Raw genomic sequence first — 14154 nt, 5'->3', positions numbered from 1 at the left:
GTGCGGGACGCGCCCCCTCAGTTCTCCGTGACCGTGACCTTCTCGTCGTTCTTCAGCTGCTCGACCAGCTTCTTCACCTTCGCCTTGTCCCAGGCGAGGTTGGAGCCCACGTTGCCGGCGATCGGGATGTTCATCGACGTGCCGTCGCCGCCCGTGACGCCCTTCATCGCGAAGAACATCTTGCCGAGCGACCACAGCGACATGTCCTTGTCGACGATCAGCGTGTCCAGGCCGGCGCCCATCGTCGGGTACAGCTTGAACGGGTTGATGATCGTCGAGAACGTCGCCGTCTGGCTCGCCAGCGCCGCGAGGAACTTCTGCTGGTTCTTCGTACGGTCCAGGTCCGAGGTGAACGCGTGGCGGGTGCGGACGAAGGCCAGGGCCTCCTGGCCGTTCAGGGTCTGCTTGCCGGCCGGGAAGTCGGCGCCCGAGTACTTGTCCTTGAACGCCTTCGGGATGTCCAGCTCCACCCCGCCGATCGCGTCCACGATCTTGGCGAAGCCGCCGAAGCCGATCTCGACGTAGTGGTCGATGTGCAGGCCGGTGTTGAACTCGACGGTACGGACCAGCAGCTCCGGCCCGTCCGAGGCGTACGCGGCGTTCAGCTTCGTCGTTCTGCCCGTGCCCGGGTACTTCTTGCCGGAGTCGGAGCCGACGAACGACGGGATCTCGACGTTGGAGTCGCGCGGCAGCGAGACCAGTGTCGGGCCGTTGTCGCCGGTGTGCAGGATCATCATCGAGTCGGTCCGCTTGCCGTCGGCCGAACCCGTGTGGAGCCGCTTCTTGTCCTCGGACGTCATGCCCTCGCGGCTGTCGGACCCGACGATCAGGTAGTTCGTCCCCTTGCCCGCCTCCGGCCGTTCGATGACCTTCGACAGGTCGACGGCGCGGTTCAGCTTGGAGTCGGCCCAGAAGTACGTGCCCACGGAGACGCCGAGCAGCGCGACGACCAGGACCAGCGCGCCGATCTTGATCCGGCGGCGCCAGTCGGGCGCGGGGCCCGGGCGGCCCTGTACGTGACCGCGGTCACCGCCGTCGCCGCCGTGCCCCGCGCCACGGCCGCCGTTCCCGCCGCCGTACACCTGGCCGGTGTTGTAACCGCTGTCGTACTGCGGGTTACCGTCGTCGTAGCCCGACGGCTGCTGCGGTACCGGGCGCTGCCTCGGCGGCGCGGGGCGCTGCTGCGGCGGGGCCGGGCGGCGCTGGACGTGCGGCATCGAGCGGGCGCCCTCGGGCCGCTCGCTCGCGCTGCCCTGCCCGTAGCGGTTGCCGCTGCGGTTGTCGTCGGTCCAGCCGTCGGGCCAATCGTTCATACGGACCAGTGTGCAGGTCGGGGTTGTCCCTCTTACAGGGCGTGTGGGGAATCGGGCCAGGGCTGTTGCGAAGCTGATGCATTGCGACGCGTTCCGGGGCCACGCATAAGGTGGACGGCATGACAGATCAGGCTCCGCGCCCGGAGAGCGACATTCCGGCCAAGCCCACCGCGGCCTCCCGGACCACCCTCAGCCACATCATGACCGGCAGCGACACCAATCTCCTGGGTACGGTGCACGGCGGCGTGATCATGAAGCTGGTCGACGACGCGGCGGGCGCCGTGGCCGGCCGGCACTCCGGCGGGCCCGCCGTCACGGCCTCGATGGACGAGATGGTCTTCCTGGAGCCGGTCCGCGTCGGCGACCTCGTGCACGTACGCGCCCAGGTCAACTGGACCGGCCGCTCCTCCATGGAGGTCGGCGTCCGGGTCATGGCCGAGCGCTGGAACGAGTCGACGCCCGCGCAGCAGGTCGGCAGCGCGTACCTGGTGTTCGCGGCGGTCGACGCGGACGGCCGGCCCCGCCCCGTACCGCAGGTGACCCCGGAGACGGAGCGCGACAAGCGGCGCTACCAGGAGGCGCAGATCCGCCGCACGCACCGGCTGGCCCGGCGCCGCGCGATCAGGGAGCTGCGCGAGAAGCGGCTGGCCGACGGCATCGAGGACTGAGGGCGCGGGGCCGGCCGAGGGGCGCGAGGCCCACCCCTGACCGGTTCCGTCCTCAAGCGCCGGACGGGCTGGGTTTGCCCGGCCGCCTCAGACGCCTCACGGGCACACCACCTCGTCCCCCTTCACCGCCCCGAACCTCCCCGGGTCCGGTTCCTCCGCGTGGACCCGCTCGACCTTGCGGTAGTTCTCGCCCGCCGTCACCCGCATCGTCGCCCCCTGTCCCGGCACCGCCCGCAGCTCCACCCCCGGCAGCGCCGCCGCCAGTGACTTCGCGGACCGGTCCCAGCGCGGGTCGTACGTCACCAGGGTGTGCTTGAGGTCGTGCTGCGGTGCCGTGAGCGGGGCGCGGGTCGTGTCGAAGCCGGTCGCGTGCAGTGCGGCGTCGACGGTGGAGCCGAGGCCGTCCCGCGCGGTGCCGTTGTAGACCTGGACGCGGATCTGCTTCGGCGGGACGTCGACCTTCTTCGCGGGGGCCTTCTCGGCGGGCCGGGTGGTGGTGAGGGGTTTGTCCTCGCGCAGGGCGGTGAACAGCTGCTTCGACTTGGCCGGGTCCCACTTGACCGTGGAACCGATCCCCTTGACCTGGTGGGCGACATCGCTCATCGGCACCGATGCGAACTCCGAGGAGGAGGGGGAGAAGCCCCGCATCGCCTGGCTGAGGGAGAGCATCTGCTCCGTGTCGAAGCCCCGGTCGGCCCGTACCGACTTCAGCATCGTCGAGGCGACCTCGCGGAACTTCACCGGGTTCAGCAGCACCCCGCTGCTCGTCGCCTGCTTGATCAGCGAGGCCATGAACTTCTGCTGGCGCTGCATCCGGCCCAGGTCGGCGGCCCCGTCGATGTGCCGGGAGCGTACGTACTGGAGGGCCTGGCCACCGTCGAGCACATGGGTGCCGGCGGGGAGGTCGAGGCCCGTGTACGAGTCCTTCAGCGGACGGGCGGTGCAGATCCTCACCCCGCCGAGGGCGTCGACCGTCGTCATGAAGCTGGTGAAGTCGACCTCCAGATAGTGGTCGATCTTGACACCGGTCATGTGCTCGATCGTGCGTACGGTGAGGCCGGGCCCGCCCTCCGCGTACGCCGCGTTCAGCTTGACGGGGTGCGCCGGGTGCTCCTGGCCGGTCGTACGGTCCCGGTGCGCGGGGATCTCCGCGTAGCTGTCGCGCGGCAGGCTGACGACGCTGGCGCGCTGCTCGTCGGCCGACAGGTGCACCAGCATGATCGTGTCCGTGCAGTGGCAGGGCTCACCGCCGAGCCGGTACTTCCGCTTCTCGTCCTTCGTGATCTTGTCGCGGCCGTCGGTGCCGACCAGCAGCAGATTCATGCCGCGCCCGCCGGCGGGCCGGTTCTTCATGTCCTTGAACGGGTCGATGCGGTCGATCCCGCTCTCCAGGTTCGTCACGACCGCGTGCCCGATCCCGCCGGCCCCCAGCACGAGGACGGAGAGCCCGGTCGCCACCCGCATGCCCCAGCGCGGCCGCTCGTCCTGCTTTCGCGGCCGCCTGCGCCGCGGGGGCGCGGGGCGGGGCCGGCTCGGACGGGGAGAGCGGTGCGGCGTGGGCACGGGGGACACCTCCGCGGTGCGAGGGGGACCGTTCGCACGGTAGGCCCATACGATCCTCATCCCGGGAGGCCACCCGGCGGCGCGCACCGCTGTCCCCCGTTCGCGGTAACGTGGCGGCCGAATACCGCCTGGTGGGGTACGAGCCCCCGGCGCCCCCGAGGACCCCCCGAGGACCACATGTCTGCCGCGCAGCCTCCCGCCGTCTCCGTGATCATGCCGGTGCTCAACGAGGAGCGCCATCTCCGGAACTCCGTCCGTCACATCCTGGAGCAGGAGTACGCGGGCGAGATGGAGGTCGTGATCGCGCTGGGCCCCTCCACGGACCGTACGGACGAGATCGCCGCCGAACTGGTCGCGGAGGATCCCCGGGTCCACACCGTGCCGAACCCCACAGGACGCACCCCCGCAGCCCTCAACGCGGCGATCAAGGCGTCCAGCCACCCGATAGTCGTCCGCGTCGACGGCCACGGCATGCTCTCGCCGAACTACATCGCGACCGCCGTCCGGCTCCTGGAGGAGACGGGCGCGCAGAACGTCGGCGGCATCATGCACGCCGAGGGCGAGAACGCCTGGGAGGACGCCGTCGCGGCGGCCATGACCTCGAAGATCGGTGTGGGCAACGCCGCCTTCCACACCGGCGGCCAGGCGGGCCCCGCCGAGACCGTCTACCTGGGCGTCTTCCGCCGGGAGGCGCTGGAGAAGGCCGACGGCTACAACGTGGAGTTCATCCGCGCCCAGGACTGGGAGCTGAACTTCCGCATCCGCGAGGCCGGCGGCCTGATCTGGTTCTCGCCCGAACTGCGCGTCCAGTACCGCCCGCGCCCCTCCGTCCGGGCGCTCGCCAAGCAGTACAAGGACTACGGCCGCTGGCGCCACGTCGTCGCCCGCTACCACGCCGGCTCCATCAACCTGCGCTACCTGGCTCCCCCGACCGCCGTCGTCGCCATCGCGGCCGGCCTCGTGGTGGGCGCGGCGGTCACGCCCTGGGCCCTGATCATCCCCGGCGGGTACGTCGCGGCGATCGTCGCGGGCTCCCTCCCGGCGGGCAAGGGCCTGTCGCTGAAGGCCCGCGCGCAGATCCCGGTCGCGCTGGCGACCATGCACATGTCCTGGGGCTACGGCTTCCTGACGAGCCCGCGCTCCCTGGCCAGGAAGGTCATCGCGAGCCGCCGCCCGGCGATCGCCGACCCGGCCGCGCTGGTGGCCTGACCGAGGCAGAGCGCGGGAGGGGCGCCCGGCCGGACCCGGCGCCCCCTCCCGCGTACCGTCTGTCAGCTCTTTCCGTCCCACTTGTAGACGGAGTAGATGTCCATGCACTGGCCCTCGTCCGCGGCGTTGATGTCGTCCGCGCCTTCCGGGAGGTCCCCCTCCTCGACCTTCGGGGCCTTGTACGCGGTGCCCTCGCGCCAGTCCGCGCCGACGACGACGGTCAGCCCGCCGGCCTTCGGGTCGGCCTTGACCGCTGTCGTCGGGAGCCCCAGCGCCTTGGCGACGGACTGCGCGTCCGACTTGCCCTGGTCCCCGTCCTCCTTCGCGTACCGCACCACCGTGTCCTTGCTCGGTTCGGCGGTCTGCGAGGCCCCGGCCTCGGCGAAGCCCTTGCCGTGCAGGATGTCGGCGACCTCGGTGGCCCGCCCGTCCTTGGGCGCCTGGCCGACACCCGTGCCGTTCACCACCGAGACGCCGAGCGTCGCCGGCTCCGCCGCCGGAGGCCCGGCGGGGGTAGTGGAGGCCGAGGGCTTCTTCTTCGCCTTGCCGTTCTTGTCGAACGCGACGTCCTCACGGACCAGCCGCCACAGGGCGTCCGCGGACTTCTCGACGGGAACGAGCTTGTTCCGGTCCTGGGACCACTCGGCCGTCGGCATCGTCGCCATGGTGATGCGCTCGATCGGCACGCTCTTGAGCTGCATCGACAGGTCGTAGAGCTTCTTGACCGAACGGATCTCGTCGGAGACCTGGAGGGCCTTGGTGGCCGTCTCCGCGAGATTCATCAGCCGGCCCGCGTCCGACCAGAGGTTCTGCTTCTTCAGCGTGCGCAGCATGGAGTTCATGTACATGTGCTGGGCCTTGGCGCGGTTCTGGTCATTGCCGAACGCGTGCCGGGTACGCAGCCACTGGAGCGCCTGCTTGCCCTTCACCGTGCTGGTCCCTGCCGGCAGTTTGAGGCCGGAGCCGCCGGGGACCTGCGTGGTGGGCCGGTCCCACACACCCGACCTCACGCACACGTCGACACCGCCGACCGCGTCCGCCATGGCCACCACACCCGCGAAGTCGAGCATGATCCAGTGGTCGATGTAGACGCCGGTGAGCTTCTCCCAGGTGGTCAGCGTGCAGCCGGGACCACCGCGCTGGAGCGATTGGTTGATAGGGCTGTTGACCGTCGCGGGATAGGTCCGACCGGTCTCGGGGTCCGTGCACTCGGGGATCTCAAGGATCGTGTCGCGGGGAATGCTGACCAGCGAGGAGTTCTTCCGGTCCGCCGAGATGTGCAACAGCATCTGGACGTCGGCCCGCGGCTTGTCCCCGACCGTGTCCTTGCTGCCGCCGAGCTTCACGTTCTCCGCGCTGTTGCGGCTGTCCGAGCCGATCAGCAGGATGTTGAGCGGGGTGTTGCCCTCGGCGTTCGGCGCGGCCTTCTTCACACCGCTCTCGCCGCCGCTGCGAGCACTGCTGCGGATGTTGTTGTTGAGGTGCCGGTAGTAGAGGTATCCGGCGGTGGCGGTGCCCAGTATCAGCACCGCCATGGATATCGCTATCCATCGGAACACACGGCGTCTTCGGGACTTCTTCGCAGCCCGCTTACGCGGCTTGGCACGCCGATGACCCGACCGCGCACCGCCGTCGCCGCCCCGCCCGGTGTCATCGGGGTGCGCGCCGGCCCGGTCGCCGCCGCCCTCGTCCCCGCCCTTCCGGCGGGAGTGCGTCCGCGACCGCGTCCCCTCCCCAGGCGTGCTGCTCCGTCCCACCAGGACCCCCCTGCTGTTCAGACTCGTATGGTGTGGCGAGGCGGCGTCACTTGGAGCACCCCGCCGACTCGGCGCTGGACTTCGGAATGTCGATCTTCTTGGGTGCGGTGATCGGCGTGCCGGCCGCCTTGAAGTCCTTGCCCAGCGTCAGCACCATCGCCTGAAGCCCTTCGGCGTCGGTGGTGCCCGGCTTCATCGCGGAGCCGGGCAGGCCCATCATCTCGGCGAGGGCGCGAGCCTGGTCCGCCTGGTTCGGGGCGTACTCCAGCGTCGTCTTGGCGATCTTCTCCGGTGCGTTGGCCTTGTTCGTGGACTTCAGGACGCCCTTGGTGTTCTGCAGCCAGGTGACCGTCTGCTGGGCGCCGCCGGCGACCTCGCCACCGTTGTACACATCCACCCGGACGTCGGCCGCCGCCGCCTTGGTTCCCTTGAGGAGCGCGTCCTGCTTGCTCTTGGCCTTCTTCTTCTGCGCGGCCACCTCGGTCAGCGAGGTGTCGTCGCGCAGCATCGAGAACAGCTGCTCGGCCTGCGTCGGGTGCGGGACGACCGTGATGGGCTTCGGCTCCTCGGGGTTGTCTATCACCGGCAAGGTGACGAACGTGATGTTCTTCGTGTCCGTCTTGGTGATCTCCTTGGCGAGCGTGCTGAGCTTCTTCACGTCGCCGATGGCCTTGTCGACCGTCAGGGCCTTGGTCGCCGCGTCCGCCACCTTGAACAGCTTCGTCGGGCTGGTCAGCGTGTCGTCCGACTTGGCCTGCTTGATCATCGACCCGATGAACTGCTGCTGGCCCTTGATCCGGTCGAGGTCGCTCCCGTTGGCGTAGGCGTGCCGCGTCCTTACGAACGCCAGCGCGTTCTCGCCCTGGACCTTGTTCGGGCCCGCGGGCAGCTTGAGGTGGGACTTGGGGTCGTCGATGGCGTGGTCGAGGCAGATGTTGACGCCGCCGACCGCCGTGGACAGGGTCTTCACCGCGTTGAAGTCGACCATCATGAAGTGGTCGATCTTCACGCCGGTCAGCTCCTCGACCGTCTTCATCGTGCAGCCCGGGTCGCGGCCGTTCTCGCCGAGGCTCCGGTTGAACCGGACGTGCTGCGTACCCGAGATGGCCTTCTCGGAGCCGTCCTCCTGTACGGAGGTGCAGTCCGGGATGTCGGTGATGAGGTCGCGCGGGATGCTCATCGCCGTGGCGTTGGTGCGGTCCTCGGAGACGTGGAACAGGATGTTCGTGTCCGCGTGGCCGACGCTGCCCTTGTCGCCGTAGCCCTCGTTGCCCTTGCCGGTCCGCTTGTCCGTACCGATGATCAATATGTTGATCGGTGCGTTGGCGGTGATGACGTCCTTGTTGCCGTTGTCGCCGATGTCCACCGTGTTGATGTTGCCGTTGAGGCGCTGGTACAGCCAGTAGCCACCGGCCGAGAGGCCGACGAGCACGAACGCCATCGTTCCGCCCGTCCACAGCAGCGCCTTCTTGCGGCGCGACTTGGGGGCCTTGCGCTTGCGGCGGCCGGGGCCCGCGTCGCCCGGGGCGGGGCGCTCCTTGCCGCGCGGGGCGTTCGCCGCCCGGCGCCCGCCCTGGCGCGGCACCTCGGTAGCGCGTCGCGGGGAGTCGTCGGCGGGCGCGCGACGGGGGGTGCCCGATGTCCCGCGCCGGGCCTGGGGGACCGAGGGCCGGGGGGAATTCCCTCCGGAGTGGTTCAGTCGCAGTTCGTAATCGCCGGTGTCCGGGTTGAGGACCCACTGGTCTGCGGGATCATCCATGTCGTCCGCCCGCCCACGGCTTTGCGCATCCACGGTCGCTCAAGTCCTCCGTCGGTGCCACGCGAGGCGCCTCCCCCGAAAAGGCGCTCAGTCTTGCTTTCCAGAAGTGCGCGGCCGGACGGCCGGAAGCACCGGATCGCGTCACACTATCCGTCCCATTCGGCGTCCAGCGACGCGCGTGACGCATTCCACGGCCCTTACAACCGGGCATTCTTCCCATTGTGCGCGGAATATTGGTGTCTGCTTGGCCATTGCTTTACTGCTTGCACAGGTCGGTCGCGGCATTGTTCCCCGAGTACGTGGGTGTGGGAGACGGCCCCGAAGCGTCGGCCGCGTCCGGGTTCTTGTCGTCGCTCTTGTCGTCGTTCTTGAGCTTGTCGGCGGGCACCACGGCGACCGGCTTGTCCTCGCGCAACTGCTTGAACAGCTTGTCCGCGTCGGGCTGCACCAGTTCGTCCCGGTTCCGGTTCAGGTGGTACGGCTGCCGGGGGACGGTCAGGAACTGGACCTTCTCGGTGGGGACGTCCCGCATGCCCCGCACCAGGTCGTACAGGTCCTTCAGGCTGTCGAGGCCCGGATCGGTGGTGAGCGCCTTCGTGGCCGCGTCCAGCACCGGGTAGAGCCGCGTCGGGTTGAGCAGGACGCCGTTGCTCTGAACCTTGTTGACGAGCGCGCCCAGGAACTGCTGCTGGCGGTCCATGCGGTCGGTGTCGCTGCCGTTGCCGAGCGACTTGCGGGCCCGTACGTAACCGAGCGCCTGCTCGCCGTTGAGCTTGTGGCGGCCCGCCCCGAGCTTGAGGTGGGCGTCCTCGTCGTCGACCGGCTCCTTGAGGCAGATCTCGACCCCGTGCACCGCGTCGACCATGTTCTTGAAGCCGTTGAAGTCGACGACCATGTGGTGATCGATGCGGATGCCCGTCATCTTCTCGACGGTCCGGATGGTGCAGGCGGTCCCGCCCATCTCGAACGCCCAGTTGAACTGCGCGAACTGGGCCCTGGTGGCGGTCTTGTCCGCCTTGTGGCAGACGGGGATGTCCACCATCAGGTCGCGCGGGATCGACATCGCGGTGGCGCTCTTACGGTTCGCCGCCAGGTGCAGCAGGATCGTCGTGTCCGAGCGCTGGGAGCCGCCGTCGTCGCGGCCGTACTCGCGGTTGTCGCCGGCCCGGCTGTCCGAGCCGATGAGCAGGATGTTCTCCGCGTCGTGGACGACGGAGACCGGCCGCTCCTTCTCGTACGCCTTCAGCTCTGCCGCCGCCGAGGTGTCCGTCCGGATGTTGCCGTCGAGCTTCTTGTACAGCCACCAGCCGACGCCCGCCGCGACGAGCACGACGAACGAGACCCCGAGCGCCGTCCAGCGCAGCCAGTGCCGCTTCCGCTTGACGGTGATGTCGAGGGCGGCGCCCTCGCCCCCGCCCTCGCCCTCCGGGCCGGGGCGGGGGCCACTGCCGGACCCGCTGCGGGTCTCCCCGCCGGGGGCGGACTTCGCGTCCTTCTCCCCGGGGGCGTCCTGCTCGGCGGGCGGCGGTGCGTCCGGCGTCCGGTCCTCGCCCGCGGCCGAGTCGTCGGGGTCGCCCGGAGTGCCGGCGCTTTCGGTCACGTCTGCGTCCATCCTTCACGTTCGGCGGCGCGCTGGGCCGCCGGTCGCAGAAGTAGACGGCTGAACCTCACGCTTGGTTGTGCCTGGGGAGACCTCTGGTGGTCCGTACCGCCGATCATGTACCGGAGTTGAGCGCCGACGCAGGGGACTCGGCCCACGATGGGCCGGACGGGTGCCCCCTAGAGGGCTTCTTGTCGCACCGGTCCCGGGCCACGCCCCGCCGTCACGCCGTCACGCCGTCAGCGTGACCCGCTCGCTCTCCACCCGCTGCGCCAGCGTGTCCGCGCCCACCCGGTCGAGGTGGCGGCACAGGACCACGGAGCCCCCGGTCGCGAGGGGTGCGTAGAGCCCGGCGGCGAGCCCGTCCCAGGTGTCGTACGAACGCCCCGTCAGCAGCCGCGAACCGGCGTGCAGGCCCAGCGCCGCCCCGTCCTCGCGGGCCCGCGACACCAGCTCCGCCGCCGTGAACGCCACCCCGTCCACCGTCAGCGCCGGCGCGTCCGGGTCCACCGGGGTGAACGGCGCGAACCGGTCGCCCTGCCCCGGTACCTCCACCGCGTAGTCCGCGAACCCCTCCGGCACTTGCGGGAACCTCCCGCCCAACGGGCGCAGCGCCAGGGCGATCCGCTCGCCCCGGCAGGCCCGCGCCGCGTCCAGCGTGTCCGGGCCGGAGACGACGAGATCGGCGGCGGCCGGGTCGCCCTGCACCTCGGCCACCACGCCCACGGAGGAGCAGGCCAGCAGCCAGACCGCGGACTGCCAGTGCGCGGGGAGCAGCAGCGCGAGCCGGTCGCCGGGCGCGGCGGCCAGGTCCCCCTGGAGCAGGTTGGCGGTCTTGGCCACCCAATTGGCGAAGGTGGCCACCGACAGTTCGACGCGCTCTGCGGTGGCGTCGTCGTAGAAGGTGACCAGGGGGCGGGCCGGGTCCGCGGCGAGCGCGGAACGCAGCAGGTCGGCAGGGGTGCGGTCGCTGGCGTTCATGGGCGGAAGCGTACGCGGCCCCCTCCGACGACCGAGGGCCCTCAACGCCGCGACGCATCCGGCCGCCCCCGTCAACGCAACCCAACGCCCGGGAGCGCGTTTTCGCAGGAAGCCGTGGACCGCCGTCCGAAGGCGCCGACCACGGTCTGCATACACTGGCCAGCCGTAACGACGCGACGCCCGGCCCCAGCAGGAAGCGAAGACAGTGCTTTGACATCCTCCCCGCCCTGGGGGGCGGGGATTTCTGGCTCACGTTGGCTGGGGACCTGCGGTCCTCCGGCTCTTACACGATCGGCACCAGCCGGGTTGAGACCAGCCCGGACCAGCATCACGCGGGCGGAGTTCTTGTCCCTGGGGGACACGGCTCCGCATGCGGTGCAGGTGTAGGTACGTTCTGAAAGAGGAAGTGCGTGCTTGGTTCTCGCTCCGCACGACGCGCAGTCCATGGTGGTGTGCGCGGGGTGCACGAGACGGATGTCCCGTGCGTGCTTGCGCCCCATCTCGATCAGGGCGGTCTTGGTGGCGCCGATCGCGGCGTCGGCGGCCTTGCGGGCAGTGTCCTGCCGCTGCCGGGCCACCTTCTTGTGCAGCTTCGCGGCCTGTCGTCGGGCGTTGCGGTAGCCCTTGGACGCGGCTTCGCCCGTCTTCTCAGCCCCGTCCCGGTTCGCGGTGTGAACCTTGCGGGACATCGCCACACACTCGTTCCACACCCACCGACACCGCGCCCACTCACCCTCCAGCCGGGCGAGCGCGGCCGACGACACACGCAACCGGAAGGTGTACCGGGCACGCCCGGAACCCCGCTCAGCCGCTGCTTTCATCGCCATGATCCGCAACCTAACAGCCCCCACTGACAACGAAAGAAAGCACAGGTCAGAACCAATGTGCAGCGAACTCCGCCACTTCGCGGCCCCGCCCCAAGGACCCACTCCTCCCCGTCCTGAAGGACGGGGCATCCTGGGAGAATCAAGGTGACAGAGGCAAAAGAAGCGATCCTCCTGGTCGGCGGCAAGGGAACCCGGCTGCGCCCGCTCACGGTGCACACGCCCAAACCCATGGTTCCGGCGGCGGGCGTCCCCTTCCTCACGCACCAGCTGGCGCGTGCCCGGGCCGCCGGGGTCGAGCACATCGTCCTCGCCACCTCGTACCTCGCCGAGGTCTTCGAGCCGTACTTCGGTGACGGCTCCTCGCTCGGCCTGCACATCGAGTACGTCACCGAGCGCGAACCGCTCGGCACCGGCGGCGCCATCCGCAACGTCGCCCACCGCCTCGCCTCCGGCCCGGACGAACCGGTCCTCATCTTCAACGGCGACATCCTCACCGGACTCGACATCCGGGCCCTGGTCACCTCGCACGCCGACTCGGGCGCCGACGTCTCCCTCCACCTGACCCGGGTCGAGGACCCGCGCGCCTTCGGTCTCGTGCCGACCGACGACACCGGCCGCGTCACCGCCTTCCTGGAGAAGCCGCAGACGCCCGAGGAGATCGTCACCGACCAGATCAACGCCGGCGCGTACATCTTCCGCCGCTCGGTCATCGACACCATCCCGGCCGGCCGCCCGGTCTCCGTCGAGCGCGAGACCTTCCCCGGCCTCCTCGCCGACGGCGCCCACCTCCAGGGCATGGTCGACTCCACGTACTGGCTGGATCTCGGCACCCCGCAGGCGTTCATCCGCGGCTCGGCGGACCTGGTGCTCGGCCGCGCCCCGTCCCCGGCCGTGCCGGGCCGCTGCGGCGACCGCCTCGTCCTGCCGACCGCCTCCGTCGCCCCCGACGCCAAGCTCTCCGGCGGCACGGTCGTCGGCGACAGCGCGGTGATCGGCGCGGGCGCCCGGATCGACGGCTCCACCGTCCTCGCGGACGCGGTCGTCGAACCCGGCGCCGTGATCACGGACTCCCTGGTCGGCGCGCGCGCCAGGATCGGCAGCCGTACGGTGCTGGCCGGCGCGGTCGTCGGCGACGGCGCGGACGTGGGCGCCGACAACGAGCTGCGCGACGGCGTACGCATCTGGTGCGGGGCGCGTCTGCCGGACGCCTCGGTGCGGTTCTCCTCGGACGAGTGAGCGGACCGGCCGCCCGGCCCGTACGCGGACCGGATGGCTGAAAACCGCCGTACCCTCGACAGGCAGACCCGACTACCGAGGACCTCATCCGTGGCAGGACGCTTCGCTCCCCGCAACGCCCGGCGCGCGCCCGTCCCGCACCAGGCGGCGGCCACGCCCGTACCGGCGGCGCAGACCCGCGTCTGGACCCCGCCGGGCCCGCTCGACCTGCGCCTCGTCCTCGGCCCCCTGCGCCGCGGCCCCGCCGACCCCACGTTCCGGATGGTCGCCGACGGCTCCGTCCGCCGGGCCAGCCGCACCCCCGAAGGCCCCGGCACGCTCCGCGTCGTCGCCCGCGACGACCGCATCGAGGCGTCCGCCTGGGGGCCCGGCGCGTCCTGGCTGCTGGACCAGCTGCCCACGCTGCTCGGCGAGGGCGACGACCCGGCGGCCTTCACCCCGCGCCACCGCCTCCTCGCCCAGGCCCAGCACCGCCGCCCCGGACTGCGGCTGCTGCGCACGGGCCTCGTGCTCGAGTCGCTGATCCCGTCGATCCTGGAGCAGAAGGTCACGACGGACGAGGCGTACCGCGCCTGGCGCCTCCTGGTGCGCCAGTACGGGGAGCCCGCGCCCGGCCCGCAGGAGTACGGCCTCTACGTCATGCCGGACGCCCGCACCTGGTCGCTGATCCCGTCCTGGGACTGGCACCGCGCGGGCGTCGACAGCAAGCGCTCGGCGACGATCCTGCGCACGGTCCGGGTCGCCCGCCGCATGGAGGAGGCGGCCGCGATGGACCTCCCCGACGCGCTGGGCCGCCTCCAGGCGATCCCGGGCATCGGCCCCTGGACGGCGGCGGAGACCCTGCAACGCTCCAACGGCGCGCCGGACGCGGTGACGGTCGGCGACTTCCACCTCCCCGGCATCGTCGGCCACGCCCTGGCGGGCAACCGCAACGCCGACGACGACGAAATGCTCGCCCTCCTCACCCCGTACGAGGGCCAACGCCACCGGGCAACCCGCCTCATCCTGCTCTCGGGCGCGACGCCGCCGCGCAGAGCACCCCGCTTCCAGCCGAGGGACATCGCACGGCTGTAGCGCTTTCGCGGGGCAGGGCCAAAATCAAGCCCGCAGAGGCGTGCCCGGCCGAGCAAAACCAAGCCCGTCCGGCGATTGATGACAAAGGCCCCAGCCAAATCGAGCCCGCTGTGGTGCTCTGGGCCGGGCTCAAATCGAGCCCGCTGTGGTGCTCTGGGCCGGGCTCA

10 protein-coding genes and 1 pseudogene are annotated in these 14154 nt (G+C 70.7%); 4 read left to right on the top strand and 7 right to left on the bottom strand.

The window, feature by feature from the left end:
- Positions 1-17: 17 nt before the first annotated feature.
- On the bottom strand, positions 18-1313 hold the full coding sequence (locus tag OG242_RS11585) for an LCP family protein (RefSeq protein ID WP_405898071.1): 1296 nt from the start codon (positions 1311-1313) through the stop codon (positions 18-20).
- A 119-nt stretch (positions 1314-1432) separates the two neighbouring features.
- On the opposite strand from OG242_RS11585, the gene OG242_RS11580 reads away from it, so the two are divergent.
- A complete protein-coding gene (locus OG242_RS11580; RefSeq protein ID WP_405898070.1) occupies positions 1433-1981 on the top strand; it encodes an acyl-CoA thioesterase in 549 nt (182 codons plus the stop codon).
- A 96-nt stretch (positions 1982-2077) separates the two neighbouring features.
- Here OG242_RS11580 and OG242_RS11575 read toward each other — a convergent pair whose 3' ends face one another.
- Positions 2078-3445 carry an LCP family protein gene (locus tag OG242_RS11575; RefSeq protein WP_405901579.1) on the bottom strand — a complete coding sequence of 456 codons (1368 nt, stop codon included), beginning with the start codon at positions 3443-3445 and terminating at the stop codon, positions 2078-2080.
- A gap of 276 nt (positions 3446-3721) precedes the next feature.
- On the opposite strand from OG242_RS11575, the gene OG242_RS11570 reads away from it, so the two are divergent.
- Positions 3722-4753, top strand: a complete 1032-nt coding sequence (locus OG242_RS11570; RefSeq protein ID WP_405898069.1) for a glycosyltransferase family 2 protein — start codon at positions 3722-3724, stop codon at positions 4751-4753.
- A gap of 62 nt (positions 4754-4815) precedes the next feature.
- On the opposite strand, the gene OG242_RS11565 is transcribed toward OG242_RS11570, so the two are convergent.
- The 5 genes and pseudogenes from OG242_RS11565 to OG242_RS11545 form a co-directional block, all read right to left on the bottom strand.
- Complete coding sequence (locus tag OG242_RS11565) at positions 4816-6288, bottom strand: LCP family protein (RefSeq protein WP_405898068.1); 1473 nt, start codon at positions 6286-6288, stop codon at positions 4816-4818.
- 268 nt (positions 6289-6556) lie between these two features.
- A complete protein-coding gene (locus OG242_RS11560) occupies positions 6557-8269 on the bottom strand; it encodes an LCP family protein (protein WP_405898067.1) in 1713 nt (570 codons plus the stop codon).
- Positions 8270-8525: 256 nt separating this feature from the next.
- Complete coding sequence (locus OG242_RS11555; protein WP_405898066.1) at positions 8526-9869, bottom strand: LCP family protein; 1344 nt, start codon at positions 9867-9869, stop codon at positions 8526-8528.
- A gap of 231 nt (positions 9870-10100) precedes the next feature.
- Positions 10101-10850, bottom strand: a complete 750-nt coding sequence (locus OG242_RS11550) for a TIGR03089 family protein (RefSeq protein ID WP_405898065.1) — start codon at positions 10848-10850, stop codon at positions 10101-10103.
- 260 nt (positions 10851-11110) lie between these two features.
- Positions 11111-11491, bottom strand: a pseudogene (locus tag OG242_RS11545) (zinc ribbon domain-containing protein); the annotation flags it as partial.
- A 330-nt stretch (positions 11492-11821) separates the two neighbouring features.
- On the opposite strand from OG242_RS11545, the gene OG242_RS11540 reads away from it, so the two are divergent.
- Positions 11822-12913 carry a sugar phosphate nucleotidyltransferase gene (locus OG242_RS11540; RefSeq protein WP_405898064.1) on the top strand — a complete coding sequence of 364 codons (1092 nt, stop codon included), beginning with the start codon at positions 11822-11824 and terminating at the stop codon, positions 12911-12913.
- Between the two features lie 90 nt (positions 12914-13003).
- Positions 13004-13987: a DNA-3-methyladenine glycosylase family protein gene (locus OG242_RS11535; RefSeq protein WP_405898063.1), complete on the top strand. Its 984-nt coding sequence runs from the start codon at positions 13004-13006 to the stop codon at positions 13985-13987.
- Positions 13988-14154: the final 167 nt, after the last annotated feature.

It is taken from the genome of Streptomyces sp. NBC_00727 (assembly GCF_045161745.1).
Lineage (GTDB): Bacteria > Actinomycetota > Actinomycetes > Streptomycetales > Streptomycetaceae > Streptomyces.
This window is presented reverse-complemented; position numbering and strand designations above follow the sequence as displayed.